The organism is Mycobacterium sp. URHB0021, assembly GCF_054057895.1.
The window spans coordinates 2,355,087-2,370,584 of record NZ_JBSRZT010000002.1; the positions used below are offsets into that span (position 1 = coordinate 2,355,087).

Sequence of the window (15,498 nt, forward strand, 5' to 3'; positions counted from 1 at the left end):
GAGTCATGGCTGCGCTTTCGGCGTTGGTCTTCTCGCTCAGTTGGTGGCTGGGCCTTTACCTGCTGGCCCGCGACCCGCGTAAACCGGTCCTGGTGCTGGCCGCGGCCGGCCTGACGAGTTTCGCCGTCGTGGTGGCGCTGGACGCCGTGCGGTCGGTCGCCGGTTCCGACATCCTCGGCCGCATCGAGATCTACCTGGTGGCCGTGCCGGGCGTCGTGTGGTTCGCCGTGCTGCTCGAATTGTCGCGGCCGTCCGACACGTGGCGTGGCAGGGCCCTCGAGGTGATACTCGTCACCGGCGTCGCGACGGTCGCCTTCGTCGGCGCGGCGATGGCGGGCAGCGTCGAGGGGCCGCTGCGGCCGGGCCACTGGGTGATGTTCGCGGTGATCTCGCTGTCGTCGCTCGGTGCGATGCTGCGGGCGGTGTTCGGGCCCTGGCAGCCCAGGCCCGTGGTGGGCTACCTCGTGGTCGCGACGCTGTTCTTCGCGCTCGGCAACGCGATTCTGGTCATCCCCCTCGGGTTGGTCCCCAGCTGGCTGGCGTTGGCGTCCACCGGTTTCGACGTCGCGCTGCTGGGCGTGGCCGTGGCGATGTGGGATGCGTTCGACGAGGGGCAGGCGCTCCGCGCGGACATGCTGCGCTCATTCGCGGCGACCGCGGTGGTAGCACTGCTGTTCGGCGGCCAGGTGCTGGTCGGGTTGGCCATGACCGGTCACGAGACGGCGTTGACCGTGCTGCTGTTCACCAGTTTGACCGTCGCGATCGGGATCAACGTGCTCGCCGATCCGCTCGCCGGTCTGCTTGACCGAGTGGCATTTTCGCGATCACCCGATCTGCGGGCCGACCGCGCCGCGCTGCGCCGCACCGAGGCCGCGCTGCCGCTGCGCTCACCGAGCCCGCTCGCCGGCATCGACGACGACACCTTCGCGAGGCTCACCCGCCGCGCGCTCGGCCACTACGGCGATCTGTCCAAGCTCGTCGCGAGTCCGCTCACCGCGTTGCCGATCATCGACTCGCGGCTGGCCGCGCGCGCTGCGCCCGATCAGCCGCTCGAGCGGGCCAACGAACTCAGGGCGCTGCTGGCCGACCGCATCGCCCGCCTCAAGCCCCGCGACGCAGGCGACTTCGGCACCACCGAGCAATGGCGGCATTACAACTCGCTGTATTTCCCTTACGTCGTCGGCGTGCGGGCGTACGCACAGAACGCCACGCCCGCCGGCCTGGACCCTGTCTCGCGGCAGGCCTGGCAGTGGTTGGTCACCGAGGTGCCGCAGCGGTCGCTGCACAACTGGCAGAACGCCGCTGCGCGGCTCATCGCCGCCGATCTGCGCGGCAGTCTGGTGACCGCGCAAGACTGACGGCACCGCCGCTGAGCTGCCGTTGGCAGTAACTGGCAGCGTCGCGTGTCGATCTGGCAGTGGCTGCTGAGCAGCATCGGTGACATGACCGCCATCAATACCCGCCCAATCCGGGGCACTCGGCCTGATGTCGCCGCCGGCGCGGCTCCTCGGCCTGATGTCGCCGCCGGCGCGGCTCCTCGGCCTGATGTCGCCGCCGGCGCGGCTCCTCGGCCCGATTTCGCCGCCGGCGCGGCTCCTCGGCCCGATGTCGCGTCAGGCGATGCGCTCCTGCGATTCGCCCTTCGCGCCGACGCCACCCTGTGCGCCGGTCTTGGCCTGCTCGTCGCCATCGCCGCCGACCCGCTGTCGCGACTGTCCGGCCTGTCGGCCACGGCCGAATGGATCGGCGGCGCCGCCCTGGTCGCTTACGGCGTGCTGCTGTTCACGGCCGCCGGTGTGGCCGACGTCCGGCGCGTCGGCATCGGCGTGCTGGCCGGAAACGTCGCGTTCGCCATCGTCGTCACGGTCGTGCTCGCGGAGGGCTGGGTGCCGCTGACCGAACTCGGCGTCGCCGCGACCGTCGCGTTCACCGTCGTCACGGTGGCCTTTGCCTACGCCCAGTACCTCGGGGTCCGCCGGCTGGCGTGACTCCTTGTCGACCGGGTCCGGAGCCGGCCCGCGCACGTGAAGAGCAATCAGCATGTGCAAGAGGTTGCGGCGTCGGCTCCGGAACCGGCATCGAGAAGTAACCCAAGAAAGGAAATTGCATGACCGCCATTGCTTCTCGACTCTCCGAGTCGACCGACTCGCTGTTGCGCCTCGCCATGCGCGCCGATGCGCTGATCACCGGTGTTCTCGGTGTGATGAACGTCGCACTGGCTAGCTGGATCGCTGAGATCTCCGGCACGACACCCGCGATGGAGTACGCCATGGGTGCCTTCTTCATCGCCTACGGCGTCGTCGTGTTCGGGTTGGCCGCGCTTCGATCCGTGCGCGTACCCGGAGTCGCGGTAGTCATCGGCAACCTGGTGTACACCGTCGGCTCGCTCGTCGTCGTGCTCGCCGATGTCTGGGCACTCATCGCCACCGGCGTCGTCCTGACCCTGGCCACCGGCGTGTACACCCTGGTGTTCGCCGAGCTGCAGTATCAGGGCGTGCGGCGCATCAAGCGCCACTGAAGCCTCAGAGCTTACGAAGCCGCAGCCGGTTGATGGAGTGGTCGGGGTCCTTGCGCAGCACCAGCGTGGCCCGCGGCCTGGTCGGCAGGATGTTCTCGATCAGGTTGGGCCGGTTGATCGAATGCCAGATGTCGCGGGCGGCGAACACCGCCGCCTGATCGGTCAGCGTGGCGTAGTGGTGGAAGTGCGACGCGGGGTCGGCGAATGCCGTGGTGCGCAGCCCGAGAAACCTTGCGATGTACCACTGTTCGATGTCCTCGATGCGGGCGTCGACGTACACCGAGAAGTCGAACAGGTCCGAAACCATCAGCGCGGGGCCGGTCTGCAGCACGTTGAGCCCCTCGAGGATGAGGATGTCAGGGTGCCGAATGATCTGCTTGTCGCCGGGCACGATGTCATACAGCAGGTGTGAGTAGACCGGCGCACACACGTGATCGGATCCCGATTTGACGGCCGTGACGAATCGCATCAGCGCCCGTCGATCATAGCTCTCGGGAAAGCCCTTGCGGTGCATGAGGTTTCGACGGCTCAGCTCCGCGTTCGGGTACAGGAAGCCGTCCGTGGTGACGAGATCCACCCGCGGGTGGTGCTCCCAGCGGGCCAACAGCGCCTGCAGCACGCGGGCGGTGGTGGACTTGCCCACCGCGACACTGCCGGCCACCCCGATGACGAACGGCACCGGCCGGTCCGGATTCTGTTGCGGCTCACCGAGGAACTCCGCCGTCGCCGCGAACAGCGCCTGGCGGGCGGCCACCTGCAAGTGGATCAACCGGGCCAGCGGCAGATAGACCTCTTCGACCTCGAGCAGATCGAGCGTCTCACCGAGACCTCGCAGACGCAGCACCTCGTCTTCGCTCAGTTTCATCGGCGTCGCCATACGCAGCGCACGCCACTGACTCCGGTCGAACTCCACGTAGGGGCTCGGCTCGCTCAGCCGCGGCATGGGCTAAGTCTTGCAGTTAGCGTGGGGGGCATGGAGCCCGGCACCCTGATCCGCGAATACCTGCTGCTCGGCTTGCGCTTCGACCGCGTCGAGGAGGGCTACGTCGACTCCTTCACCGGAGATGCCGCCCTACGTGGCGTGGTCGAGGCCGAGCCGCAGCCCGACCCCGCCGACCTGGCCCGTCAGGCCGAGCGCCTGCTGGCCGAGCTCCCGCAGGTACCGCGGGAGGGCGGGTTCGACCACACGCGGGCCGACTACGTGGCCGCCCACCTGCGTGCCCTCGCGTGCGCGGGCCGCAAGTTCGCCGGTGTGCAGGTCGGCTTCGTCGACGAGGTCGAGGCGTATTTCGACGTGCACATCAGCAAGGGTGACCCCGAGCGGTACCGGCAGGCGCATTGCAACCTCGACGAGGCGCTCGGCGGCACCGGCCCGCTCGCCGACCGGATGCAGTCCTACCGGGCAGGGGAGGAGATACCGCCCGCCCGCCTCGAGGACTGCATCCATGCGTTCTCCAGTGCGCTGCGCGACCGGGTGCGCGCCGAGTTTCCGCTGCCCGAGCGCGAGACGATCACCTACGAGGTCGTCACCGACAAGCCGTGGTCGGGCTTCAACTACTACCTCGGCGATTATCGGTCGACCGTCGCCGTCAACGCCGACCTGAAACAGCAGATGTCCAACCTGCCTCGGCTGGTGGCACACGAGTCCTATCCCGGCCACCACACCGAGCACTGCCGCAAAGAGGCCGGACTGGTCGAGGGCAAGGGACAGAACGAGCAGACCATCTTCTTGGTCAACACCCCGCAATGCCTGATGGCCGAGGGCCTGGCCGACCTGGCGCTGTACGCCGCGGTCGGCCCGGACTGGGGCGACTGGGCAGGTGCCATCTATGCCGACCTCGGGTTGCGGTTCGATGGCGACCGGGCCGCGGCCGTCTCCGAGGCCGCCGCCGCCCTGGCCGATGTGCGTCAGGACGCCGCCCTGATGTTGCATGACGAGCATCGCGATGTCGATGACGTCGTGGACTTCCTCAAACGCTGGTTGCTGGTCAATGACGAGCGCGCCCGGCAGATGCTGCGATTCCTGTCCTCGCCACTGTGGCGGGCCTACACGAGCACCTACGTCGAGGGTTACCGGTTGCTGCGTGGCTGGCTGGATGCCCGCCCCGACGGTGTCAGCCTCACCGAGCGGTTCGGGACGCTGCTCGACGAGCCGCTGATTCCGTCCGCACTTCGGGGGTGAGGCGTGACGTTCGCTGCTGGGGCCGTCGTAGGCTGAACCACATGACTGCAGACTCGACCGCCACGACGTCGGCCGCTCCCGGCGCCGAGTACGCCGAAACCGCCAGCGAGGCTTACCGCGCCGCGCTGCATGTCATCGAGTCCGTCGAGCCACGCATCGCGGCGGCGACGCGCAAAGAGCTTGCCGACCAACGGGATTCGCTCAAGCTGATCGCCAGCGAGAACTACGCGTCCCCGGCCGCGCTGCTGACAATGGGCACGTGGTTGTCGGACAAGTACGCCGAGGGCACTATCGGGCACCGGTTCTACGCCGGCTGCCAGAACGTCGACACCGTCGAAAGTGTCGCCGCCGAACACGCGCGTGAGCTGTTCGGCTCGCCGTACGCCTACGTTCAGCCGCACTCCGGCATCGATGCGAACCTGGTCGCCTTCTGGGCCATCCTCGCCACCCGCGTCGAGGCGCCCGAACTGGCCGAACTGGGCGCCAAGCACGTCAACGACCTGTCGGAGGAGGACTGGGAGAAGCTGCGCCACAAGCTCGGCAACCAGCGGCTGCTCGGCATGTCGCTGGACGCGGGCGGGCACCTCACCCACGGCTTCCGGCCGAACATCTCGGGCAAGATGTTTCACCAGCGCAGCTACGGCACGGATCCGGAGACGGGTCTGCTCGACTACGACGTGCTCGCGGCCGCCGCCCGCGAGTTCAAGCCGCTGATTCTGGTGGGCGGTTATTCGGCCTATCCGCGGCGGGTGAACTTCGCGAAGATGCGCGAGATCGCCGACGAGGTGGGCGCCACCCTGATGGTGGACATGGCCCATTTCGCCGGGCTGGTCGCGGGCAAGGTCTTCACCGGTGACGAGGACCCGGTTCCGCACGCCCATGTCACGACCACCACCACCCACAAGTCGCTGCGGGGCCCGCGTGGCGGGCTGGTGCTCGCTACGCCCGAGTACTCCGACGCCGTCGACAAGGGCTGCCCAATGGTGTTGGGCGGGCCACTGTCTCACATCATGGCTGCCAAGGCGGTGGCGTTGGCCGAGGCCCGCCAGCCCGCATTCCAGTCGTATGCGCAACGCGTCGCCGACAACGCCAAGGCCTTCGCCGACGGGCTGCTGCGCCGCGGCGCCCGGCTGGTCACCGGCGGCACCGACAACCACATCGTGCTGCTGGACGTCCAGACGTTCGGACTGACCGGCCGCCAGGCCGAATCGGCGTTGCTGGACTCCGGCGTCGTGACCAACCGCAACTCGATCCCGGCCGATCCCAACGGTGCCTGGTACTCCAGCGGCATCCGCTTCGGCACTCCGGCGCTGACCACCCGCGGCTTCGGCACCGCCGAATTCGACCGGGTGGCCGAACTCGTCGTCGAGGTGTTGTCCAACACACAGCCGGGAGAAGGCGCTGCCGGGCCGTCCAAGGCCAAGTACAAGCTTGCCGACGGCACCGCCGAGCGGGTGCACGCGGCGGCGGCGGAGATGTTGGCGGCCAACCCCCTCTATCCGGGGTTGACGCTCTAGGCGCCGCGCCCGGCGTGGGAATTTTACGATTCCCACAGAATTGAGTTACTGTAACCGCATGGCACAGAAACCTGTCGCTAATGCGTTGATCCTGGAGCTCGAGCCGGTGGTCGGCGAGCAGCTGCGCCGCCATCTGGACTCCGAGGACATCTGGTACGCCCACGATTTCGTCCCCTTCGACCAGGGGGAGAACTTCGCCTTCCTGGGCGGTCACGACTGGGATCCGTCCCAGGTCACGCTGCCCAAGACCGTCACCGACGCCCTGGAAATCCTGCTGATCACCAAGGACAACCTCGCCGGATATCACCGCGAGCTGGTGTTCAACTTCATCCTGGACGAAAAGTGGGGCCGGTGGATCGGCCGCTGGACCGCCGAGGAGCACCTGCACGCCGTGGCGCTGCGCAATTACCTGGTGGTCACTCGTGAGATCGACCCGGCCGCCAACGAGGACGTGCGCGTCCAGCACGTGATGAAGGGTTATCGCGCCGACACGTACAGCCAGATCGAGACCCTGGCGTTCATGGCGTTCTTCGAGCGCGCCCACGCGGTGTTCTGCCGCAACCTGCAGGCGCAAATCACCGAGCCGGTGCTGGCTGGCCTGGTCGGCAGGATCGCCAGGGACGAAGAGCGCCACGAGGAGTTCTTCGCCAACCTCGTCACGCACTGCCTGTCCTACAGCCGCGACGAAACCATCGAGGCGATCGCCCGCCGGGCCGCCGGACTCCGCGTGGTCGGCGGTGACATCGACGCCTACGCGGACAAGGTGGCCGCCGTGGCCGAGGCCGGTATCTTCGGCCCCGATCAGCTGCGCCAGGTGATCTCCGACCGCGTCACCGCGTGGGGGCTGGCCGACGAGCCCGTGCTGCGCGAGTTCGCCTGAGGCGTTAGCCGCGGCACACACCGCGAGCCCGGCGACGGCGCGCCTGCCCGGCGCGCGTGCGCCGACGGGAGTAGCGTCTTTTTCGATGGCTAGCGACATGCTCTGCTGTCCGGGCGGTACCGATCGGTTTGATCACGAAAGGGCCGGCCCCGGTCCTGGTACCGCAGTGTCCGCCGAGAAGATCGTGCGGGGCCGCATGAATTCCCTCGCCTCGAGGAGCGCTACGTGACCGATTCTGCTCTCCGCACCTATGTGCTCGACACCTCCGTTCTGCTGTCCGATCCCTGGGCGTGCACGCGGTTTGCCGAGCATGACGTGGTGGTTCCGCTGGTCGTGATCAGCGAACTGGAGGCCAAGCGTCATCACCACGAGCTGGGCTGGTTCGCCCGGCAGGCACTGCGGATGTTCGACGACCTGCGCCTCGAGCACGGGCGGCTGGATCAGCCGATTCCCGTTGGCACACAGGGCGGTACGCTGCATGTCGAGCTCAACCACAGCGACCCCACAGTTCTGCCTGCGGGTTTCCGTACCGACACCAACGACGCGCGCATCCTGACCTGCGCGGCCAACCTCGCCGCAGAAGGCAAGCGAGTCACGCTGGTCAGCAAGGACATTCCGCTGCGGGTGAAGGCCGGCGCGGTCGGCGTGTCCGCCGACGAATATCACGCGCAGGATGTGGTCACGTCCGGCTGGACCGGGATGGACGAGATCGAAGTAACGGCCCAGGAGATCGACGCACTGTTCGCCGAGGGCGAAGTGGATCTGGAGACTGCCCGAAATCTTCCGTGCCACACCGGCATTCGGCTGCTCGGCGGAAACTCCCATGCGCTCGGGCGGGTCAACGCCGAGAAGCGAGTGCAGCTGGTGCGCGGCGACCGGGAGGTGTTCGGCCTGCGAGGCCGCTCCGCCGAGCAGCGGGTGGCGCTGGACCTGCTGCTCGACGAGTCCGTCGGCATCGTCTCGCTCGGCGGTAAGGCCGGCACCGGTAAGTCGGCGCTGGCGCTGTGTGCCGGGCTGGAAGCGGTGCTGGAACGCCGCACCCAACGCAAGGTCGTCGTGTTCCGGCCGCTGTATGCGGTCGGTGGCCAGGACCTCGGCTATCTGCCGGGCAGCGAGAGCGAGAAGATGGGCCCGTGGGCGCAGGCCGTCTTCGACACCCTGGAAGGGCTCGCCAGCCCCGCGGTACTCGAAGAGGTGCTGTCACGCGGCATGCTCGAGGTGCTGCCGTTGACCCACATCCGTGGCCGTTCGCTGCACGACTCGTTCGTGATCGTCGACGAGGCGCAGTCGCTGGAGCGCAACGTGCTGCTGACGGTATTGTCCCGACTGGGCGCGGGATCGCGGGTGGTGCTCACCCACGACGTCGCCCAGCGCGACAATCTCCGCGTCGGCCGGCACGACGGTGTTGCCGCGGTGATCGAAAAGCTGAAGGGCCACCCGTTGTTCGCGCACATCACCCTGCTGCGCAGCGAGCGCTCGCCGATCGCGGCGCTGGTCACCGAGATGCTGGAGGAGTTCAGTCCCGGCGCGCTCCCGTGAATTGAGCTCAGCACGCCCCGGTAGGCTGCCAAGGTGCCAAGGCGTCCCGACAACCAGGTCTGGCGGTACGCCAGGACCGTTCTGGGCGTGGTCGCGGCCGCCGCGGTGCTGCTCGTCGGCGGACTCACCGGCCATGTCCGCAAGGCCGGCGCAGAGGACGTCGACTGCTCGAAGGTCAAGTGCATCGCGCTGACGTTCGACGACGGGCCGAGTCCCTTCACCGACCGACTGCTGCAGATCCTCAACCAGAACGACGCCAGGTCGACGTTCTTCCTGATCGGCAACAAGGTCGCGGCCAACCCGGCCGGCGCCAAGCGCATCGCCGACGCGGGCATGGAGATCGGCAACCACACGTGGGAACACCCGAACATGACGACCATCCCGCCGGAAGACATTCCCGCGCAGTTCAGCAAAGCCGGTGACGCGATCGAGGCGGCGACGGGTCAGCGTCCGAAGCTGGTCCGCACCGCGGGCGGGCTGATCAACGACGCGGTGCTGGCCGAGGCCAAGAAGCAGGGCCTGGCCGACATCAACTGGGACGTCATCCCGTTCGACTGGGCCAACGATGCCAACACCGGCGCGACCCGGTACATGCTGATGACCCAGATCAAACCGAATTCGGTCGTGCTCTTCCACGACACGTACTCGTCAACAGTCGATCTGGTGTACCAATTCATCCCCGTTTTGAAGGCCAATGGCTATCATCTCGTCACGGTGAGCCAGATGGTCGGCCCGCGCGAACCGGGCACCAGCTACGGCAGCCGCGACAACGGGCCGGCGGTCAACGACCTCACCGACATCCCGGCCGCCGAGATCCCCCCGCTGGCGGCCACGCCGTCGCCCACGCCGATGCCGAACGTCCCGATCACCGACATCCCGGATCAGAACTCCGGCGGTCCCAACAACGGTGCTTAGGACTGGTGCGCAGGGCCGGCGCTCGGGCCGGCGCCTAGCGTCGGCGGTTGCCGCGCACCAGGAACCAGCCCGCGGCCGCAGCGCCGCTCAGCGCCACCACCCGATCCGCCCGATCGGCTTTGGGCAGGTCGAGCAGTGAGACCAGGCCGAGCATCGCGAAGCCTGTGCGCAACGCGGGCTGGCTGGTTGCGGTCGTGACCAGAGCAGCTGTGCTCAAACTGGCCAGGGTCGCGGGATCCTGGTTGACCGGCACCCGTCCTCCTTTGTGGCGTATCAAGGTGGCGCGCACGACGCTATTCGTCATGCGCGCCGAGGGAATCGGGTGTTTCCCTATATGTGACGGCACCAGGACTTCCCATGTGTCGGCCCAGTTCGGCCCGCGACTTGATGCCCAGTTTGCGGTAGATGCGGGCCAGGTTGGCTTCGACCGTCTTCGGGCTGATGAAGAGCGCGGTCGCGACGTCGCGATTCTTCATGCCCGACGCCGCCAGTTCCGCGACCCGCTGTTCGGAAGGGGTGAGGTCACCGGTTCGGCGGGGCCCGACGTTGGCGCGGACGAGTTCGGCGCGGGCCCGGTCCGCCCACAGCGGGACGTTTAGTTCCTCGAACACGGCAAGGGCCTGTTGCAGGCTCGCCGATGCCGGCTCCTTGGTGCGCAGGCGGCGCTGAAGTTGGCCCAGGAGTAACACGGTTCGCGCCCGCTCGAACGGCATCGCGACGCGGTCGTGTTCGGCGACGGCCCGTAGTGCTGCTGCCGCCGCGCCAGCCACGTCACCCGTCGCCGCCAGCAGCATGCTGCGGCCTCGCGCGCCGACCGCCAGCATCCACGGCCGGTCGAGTCTGCGGCCGTTTCGCTCCAGCGCCGCCACCATCGGCTCCGCCTCCGCGGCCCGGCCGAGCTGAACGAAGGTCTCGATCGCGTCGGGCAGAAACGCGCCGCTGGGAAGTTCGGTTGGACTTTTCTCCGGATTGAAACGGGCCAGCAGCGGCTCCAGGGCCGCCGCGGCAGCCTGGTAGTCGCCGCGCGACACCTCGAGGAACGCGAGCGTGCCGATGACGCGGTCTACCAACCGCTCGGCGCCGGAACGTCTTCCGATCTCCATCGCTTCGTCGATGGCGCTTCTGGCCTCGGCTTCGCGGCCGGCATACGCGGCCAGCTGCGCTCGCAGGCTGTTGGCCAGGAATAACGGGGAGTTGCCGCCGAGCTGGCGTGCGCGCTCCATGCTGTCCTCGGCGATGAGCCCCGCCTCGACAAAGTCGCCACGCCAGATCGCGTTCAGCACGACATGCTGGGCGATGAAGATGTCCTCGCCTTCCTCACCCTTCTCGAAGCAGCGGCGGCGCACGGCCTGCAGCTTCTCGTCGGCCGCGTCGAGCTGACCCGTCCATTCCAGTAACAGTGCGTGCTGTACATAGGGCCGAAATACCAACGGCGTGAGGATATCCGGATTCTCCAACTCCAGTGAACGCCGCAGATCCTGGGCGTTGATTCCCAGACCGCACAGAAATTGCAGGATCACCCGCATTGACAGCGCCATGCTGAGCAGCTGCGGTTCGCCGAGCTGTTCGGCACTGGCCACCGCCTCTGTTGCGGTGTGCAGTCCTGCTTCGGCCTGGTTGGCGTTGAGCAGCGCATAGCCCAGGGTGATCAATATCTGCACCCGCAGTGGGCTGTCGTCGTCCACATCGTGCAGCGCGCGTTGAAGAAGACGTGACGTTTCCAGGAAGCCGTCGCCATAGAGCCGGACAATGGCCAGCCGGCTCAACGCTTCCGCGCGCTGGTTGCCCGGCGGCAGCATCTCGACGGTTTCTTCGAGCACGACGCCTGCCCGTTCCTGATCTCCGGCGTCGAAATGATGGAGCGCAGAACGAAGCCTGCGCTCGGCGGTATCACCGCCCAGCCCGATCGCCAGGTCCATCAGCTCCGCCGCCGCCGCCGGGGCGCCCCGAACCCGCGCCGATTCCGCGGCGGCATCGAGCGCGCCGAGCGTGACGTGATCTCCGCTGGTGGCGGCCAGAGCCAGATGACGCGCCCGTAGTTCGGGTTCGTCGACGATGTCGGCGAGGCGGCGATGCATCGTCCTGCGCTGCCCCGGTGCGGCCTCGGCATACACCCCTCGAGCCAGTAGGGGGTGCGCGAAGCTGATCCGGTTTCCGTCGATGGCGATGACGCCGTTGCTCTCCGCATTCTCGAGAAGCTCCACCAGGCGCTCGTCGTCGGTGGTCGTGGCGCTCGACACCAGTTCCACCGTCGGCGTGGCCATGCAGGAAGCCGCGAGCAGTGCCTCGTGTACCGCGGGGTCGAGGCCGCCGAGCCGGGCCCGCACGACGTCGGTGAGTGTGCGCGGCAGCGACGTCTCGCTGCCCGGCGCGTGCTCGCCCATCGCGCGGGCCAATTCGATTGCATAGAAGGGGTTGCCGCCGGACACCTCGTGGATGCGGCCCATCGTCGGACGGGAGAACGGCCTGCGCAACCGTGCCGACACCGCGGCGTGCAGGTCTTGAACGCCCAATGGGTGCAGTCGAATCCGATTGACGGCGTCCGGCCGCGGCATCTGCAGCCAGCTCGCGCCTGCGCCTTCGACGGCTTCGGCACGCACGGTACCGATGACACCGACCGGCCCGGTGAGCCGGCGCGTCGCGAACGCGATGACACGCGCGCTGGATGGATCGATCCACTGCAGATCATCGATCGCCAGGAGTACCGCCGCGTCGTCGGCGAGCCGTTCGACCACCGACAGGAACGCCGCGGCAATCGCTCGCTGGTCGGTGGCGGTGCCGTTCTCGGCGCGCAACAGCACCTGGTCAACGGCGACTCGCTGAGGTTCAGGCAGGTCGGCCCACGCATAGGCATCGACGCCATCGAGGAGATCGGCGAGCGCCGTGTATGCGAGGACTGACTCGGCGGCCGCGGTCCGGGTGGACAGCACAGTGAACCGCTGTTCGCGCGCCTGCTCCAGCGCAGCCAACCAGAGGGTCGTCTTGCCGATTCCCGGCTCACCCTCGATGAGCAACGCCGCCGGAGCCGTGGACGCGGACGCCAAGAAACCGCCGACAGCCCGGGCTTTCATCGGACCGTTTGCAGTCCCCACCCCCGGCATAGGAGAAGAATCTCAGCTAACGGCGCGGCGGTCACCTTTTTGCGTCATTTGGCCGATCACACCCCGGCCGGCAACACATCCTCAGGAGGGTGTCGGTCCGGCCGTATCCGTCGCGATGCGCCGGCCGAGCTCGCCGCGCGATTTGATGCCGAGCTTGCGGTACACCCGCGCCAGCGTCGCTTCGACGGTCTTGGGACTGATATACAGCGCGGCGGCCACATCCCGGTTGGTCATTCCCGTTGCGGCCAGCTCGGCGACCCGCTGTTCAGCGGTGCTGAGCCCAGCGGGACGCCGCCGCGCGGCCTCGGTGCGGGTCAGTTCGGCGCGCGCCCGGTCCGCCCACAACGGGGTGCCGAGCCTCTCGAATGTGGTGAGCGCTGCGCGCAGCGCAGCCGCCGGGTCCTCGGTCTGGCGGCGATCTGTGAGCTGCCCCAGGAACAGCTGGGTCCGGGCCCGCTCGAACGGCATCGGCACCCGGTCGTGTTCGGCCATGGCGCGGTGCGCCGCGGCCAGCGCGGCGTCGGTGTCGCCGCCCGCCGCGAGCGCCATGCTGTGGCAGCGCGCGCCGACCGCGAGCATCCAGGCGCGGCCGAGCCTTCGCCCGTTTGATTCCATCGTGTCCGCGAGGTACGCGGCTTCGTCCACCCGACCCAACGCCGTCAGCGCCTCCACGGCGTCCGGCACAAACGAGGCCGCGAAGATCTCCGTCGAGTTCGGCATCGACGCGTGTCTGACCAGCAGGGGTTCGAGCGTGTTCAAGGCGGCCTCGTGGTTGCCAAGCGACGTCTCCAGGAAGCCCAGCGCCGTCAGCGACCACTCCTCGAGCCAGGTCGAACCGTTGCGCTTACTGGCGTCTATCGCGTCAGCGATGGCTGCGCGGGCGTCGTCCTCGGACTCGCCGAAGGCCGCAAGCCAGGCCCGGATGATCCGGCTCAACATCACGGGGAACTCGCCGCCCAGCTGTCCTGCCAGTTCCATCGAGGCGGCGGCCACCCGCTTGGCTTCGCCGAAATCACCGCGCCAAATCCGGTTCACCACAACGTGAAAGTCGATGAAGATCAGTTCGCCTTCTTCGCCCTTCTCGATGCACCGTTGCTGGATCGCCCTCATCTGTTCGTAGGACTTGTCCAGCTCGCCGGTCCAACCCAGGATCAGCGCACACTCCACACTGGGCTTCAGCGCCGTCGGGGTGAACGATTCGTGATCCTCGAGTTCGAGCGCCCGCGCAAGGCCCGGTTCGTCGATGCCGTCGCCGCGCAGGAAGTGGAGCATCGCTCGCACGCCGAGTGCCTGGCTGACCAGGCCACGATCGCCGAGACGGTCGGCCTGGGCGACCGCCTCCTCGGCGCGATCCCGCGCTGCCTCGGGTTTGCCGATGTTGAACAGGGCGTGCGACAACGCCACCAGCATCCGGGTTCGCAGTGCGGGATCGGGGTCGTCCTCGTCGAGCGCGCGCATCAGCAGCTGGACCGTTTCGGGGTATCCGTCGTCGATGAACCGCACGATCGCCAGCGTGTGACGGGCGTGCGCCCGGGGTGGACCGGGCTTCATGCCGGCGATCGCCCGTTCCAGGAGCGCACGCGCACGTCCCGGATCACCCGCATCGAAACAGTGGGCCGCCAGTCGAATCCGGCGCTCGACGGTGTCGCCGCCCAACGCGATCGCCAGTTCGAGCAGTTCCGCGGCGGCGGCCGGGGCGCCGCGTGCGTCGGCCGAAGCCGCGGCCGCATCAAGGGCACGCAATGCGTCCTGATCACCCGTGGCCGCCGACAGTGCCAGATGCCTTGCGCGCAACTCCGATTCGTCGATCACCTCGGCAAGCCGGCCGTGCATCACTCGCCGCTGCGTCGAGGAGGCCTCGGTGTAGACACCGGACGCCAGCAGCGGATGAGTGAACCGGATCCGATGGCCCTCGATCGCGATGATGCCCTTGCGCTCGGCGGCCTCGAGGACTTCGACGAGGTGGTCGTTGTCCATGGCGATCGCTCTGCCGACCACCTCGACGGTCGGGGTGGCCAGGCAGGCGGCCGCGAGCAGCGCGTCGTGAATCGCAGGGTCGAGGCTGCCGATCCTGGCCCGGACCAAATCGGCGAGCGTGTGGGGCAGCAGTTCAACGGCGCCCTCCTCGAGAGCGCGCGCCAATTCGATCGCATAAAACGGGTTTCCGCCCGACGCCTCGTGGATACGGGTCATCGTCACCCGGGGGACCGGCCGGCCGAGGTTCTCGGACACCACGGTGTGAAGTGCACGAGAAGTCAACGGGCGCAACTCGATCCGATGTACGGCTTCGGGTCGGGGTAGCTGCAGCCAGGATGCGACGTCACCGCTGTCCGAATCGGTGCGCACCGCGGCCAGAAATCCCACCGGCCCGGACAGCCGCCGTGCGGCGTAAGCGATGACGTAAGCGCTGGAGGGATCCAGCCACTGTAGGTCGTCGATCGCGACCAGGACCGGTGCATCGTCGCTGAGATGGTCGATCACCGACAGGAAAGCCGCCGCGACGGCGCGTTGATCGGTGGCGGGCGTCACGGCGTCCTCCCGTGACACGACGCGGTCCACGGCTATTCGCTGCGGGTCGGGCAACGCAGCCCAGACGGCCGGGAGGACACCGGCCAGCAGATCGGCCAGCGAGGCGTAGGCACACACGGACTCCGCCGTGGCCACGCGCGCCGACAGCACCTGGAAACCGCGTCCCCGCGCCCGCTCCAGACTCGAGAGCCAGAGCGTGGTCTTGCCGATGCCCGGTTCGCCCTCGATCACGAGGGCGGCCGGCGCGCCGGCCGCCGAGTCCAGGAACTCGGCCACCGCGGCCTCCTCAGCAGGGCGGCTCGCGATGCCGGCCACCA

Annotated in this window: 12 protein-coding genes; 8 read left to right on the plus strand and 4 right to left on the minus strand. The window is 68.2% G+C overall.

What is annotated here, in order from left to right; all coding sequences use genetic code 11:
- Window positions 1-5: 5 nt before the first annotated feature.
- The 3 genes from ACVWWN_RS13840 (at window position 6) to ACVWWN_RS13850 (ending at window position 2,518) form a co-directional block, all read left to right on the plus strand.
- Window positions 6-1,358 carry a hypothetical protein gene (locus ACVWWN_RS13840; RefSeq protein ID WP_457144412.1) on the plus strand — a complete coding sequence of 451 codons (1,353 nt, stop codon included), beginning with the start codon at window positions 6-8 and terminating at the stop codon, window positions 1,356-1,358.
- 270 nt (window positions 1,359-1,628) lie between these two features.
- A complete protein-coding gene (locus ACVWWN_RS13845) occupies window positions 1,629-1,988 on the plus strand; it encodes a hypothetical protein (protein ID WP_457149120.1) in 360 nt (119 codons plus the stop codon).
- Between the two features lie 119 nt (window positions 1,989-2,107).
- The gene (locus ACVWWN_RS13850; protein ID WP_457144413.1) at window positions 2,108-2,518 is read left to right on the plus strand and encodes a hypothetical protein; all 411 of its coding nucleotides are present in this window, start codon (window positions 2,108-2,110) and stop codon (window positions 2,516-2,518) included.
- Between the two features lie 4 nt (window positions 2,519-2,522).
- On the opposite strand, the gene coaA is transcribed toward ACVWWN_RS13850, so the two are convergent.
- The gene (coaA, locus tag ACVWWN_RS13855) at window positions 2,523-3,461 is read right to left on the minus strand and encodes a type I pantothenate kinase (RefSeq protein WP_457144414.1); all 939 of its coding nucleotides are present in this window, start codon (window positions 3,459-3,461) and stop codon (window positions 2,523-2,525) included.
- Window positions 3,462-3,491: 30 nt separating this feature from the next.
- Between coaA and ACVWWN_RS13860 the strand changes: the two genes are divergently transcribed.
- The 5 genes from ACVWWN_RS13860 (at window position 3,492) to ACVWWN_RS13880 (ending at window position 9,551) form a co-directional block, all read left to right on the plus strand.
- Entirely contained in the window at window positions 3,492-4,700 is a 1,209-nt protein-coding gene (locus ACVWWN_RS13860) for a DUF885 domain-containing protein (protein ID WP_457144415.1), read from the plus strand.
- Between the two features lie 41 nt (window positions 4,701-4,741).
- Window positions 4,742-6,217: a glycine hydroxymethyltransferase gene (locus ACVWWN_RS13865; RefSeq protein ID WP_457144416.1), complete on the plus strand. Its 1,476-nt coding sequence runs from the start codon at window positions 4,742-4,744 to the stop codon at window positions 6,215-6,217.
- Between the two features lie 58 nt (window positions 6,218-6,275).
- Window positions 6,276-7,097, plus strand: a complete 822-nt coding sequence (locus tag ACVWWN_RS13870) for an acyl-ACP desaturase (RefSeq protein ID WP_457144417.1) — start codon at window positions 6,276-6,278, stop codon at window positions 7,095-7,097.
- Window positions 7,098-7,322: 225 nt separating this feature from the next.
- Complete coding sequence (locus ACVWWN_RS13875) at window positions 7,323-8,636, plus strand: PhoH family protein (RefSeq protein ID WP_457144418.1); 1,314 nt, start codon at window positions 7,323-7,325, stop codon at window positions 8,634-8,636.
- Between the two features lie 33 nt (window positions 8,637-8,669).
- The gene (locus tag ACVWWN_RS13880; protein WP_457144419.1) at window positions 8,670-9,551 is read left to right on the plus strand and encodes a polysaccharide deacetylase family protein; all 882 of its coding nucleotides are present in this window, start codon (window positions 8,670-8,672) and stop codon (window positions 9,549-9,551) included.
- A gap of 34 nt (window positions 9,552-9,585) precedes the next feature.
- Here ACVWWN_RS13880 and ACVWWN_RS13885 read toward each other — a convergent pair whose 3' ends face one another.
- The 3 genes from ACVWWN_RS13885 to ACVWWN_RS13895 all read right to left on the minus strand — a co-directional run bounded on the left by ACVWWN_RS13885 (window position 9,586) and on the right by ACVWWN_RS13895 (window position 15,496).
- Window positions 9,586-9,804, minus strand: a complete 219-nt coding sequence (locus ACVWWN_RS13885) for a hypothetical protein (protein ID WP_457144420.1) — start codon at window positions 9,802-9,804, stop codon at window positions 9,586-9,588.
- A gap of 40 nt (window positions 9,805-9,844) precedes the next feature.
- A complete protein-coding gene (locus ACVWWN_RS13890) occupies window positions 9,845-12,622 on the minus strand; it encodes an AAA family ATPase (protein WP_457144421.1) in 2,778 nt (925 codons plus the stop codon).
- Window positions 12,623-12,733: 111 nt separating this feature from the next.
- Window positions 12,734-15,496 (minus strand): AAA family ATPase, encoded by a 2,763-nt coding sequence (locus ACVWWN_RS13895; RefSeq protein ID WP_457144422.1) that lies wholly within the window; start codon window positions 15,494-15,496, stop codon window positions 12,734-12,736.
- Window positions 15,497-15,498 lie beyond the last annotated feature (2 nt).

Bases quoted from the DNA above. Each gene is read 5' to 3' on its own strand.
- coaA (WP_457144414.1), bottom strand. From the start codon at position 3,461: ATGCCGCGGCTGAGCGAGCCGAGCCCCTACGTGGAGTTCGACCGGAGT.
- ACVWWN_RS13865 (WP_457144416.1), top strand. From the start codon at position 4,742: ATGACTGCAGACTCGACCGCCACGACGTCGGCCGCTCCCGGCGCCGAG.
- ACVWWN_RS13860 (WP_457144415.1), top strand. From the start codon at position 3,492: ATGGAGCCCGGCACCCTGATCCGCGAATACCTGCTGCTCGGCTTGCGC.
- ACVWWN_RS13840 (WP_457144412.1), top strand. From the start codon at position 6: ATGGCTGCGCTTTCGGCGTTGGTCTTCTCGCTCAGTTGGTGGCTGGGC.
- ACVWWN_RS13890 (WP_457144421.1), bottom strand. From the start codon at position 12,622: ATGAAAGCCCGGGCTGTCGGCGGTTTCTTGGCGTCCGCGTCCACGGCT.
- ACVWWN_RS13850 (WP_457144413.1), top strand. From the start codon at position 2,108: ATGACCGCCATTGCTTCTCGACTCTCCGAGTCGACCGACTCGCTGTTG.
- ACVWWN_RS13870 (WP_457144417.1), top strand. From the start codon at position 6,276: ATGGCACAGAAACCTGTCGCTAATGCGTTGATCCTGGAGCTCGAGCCG.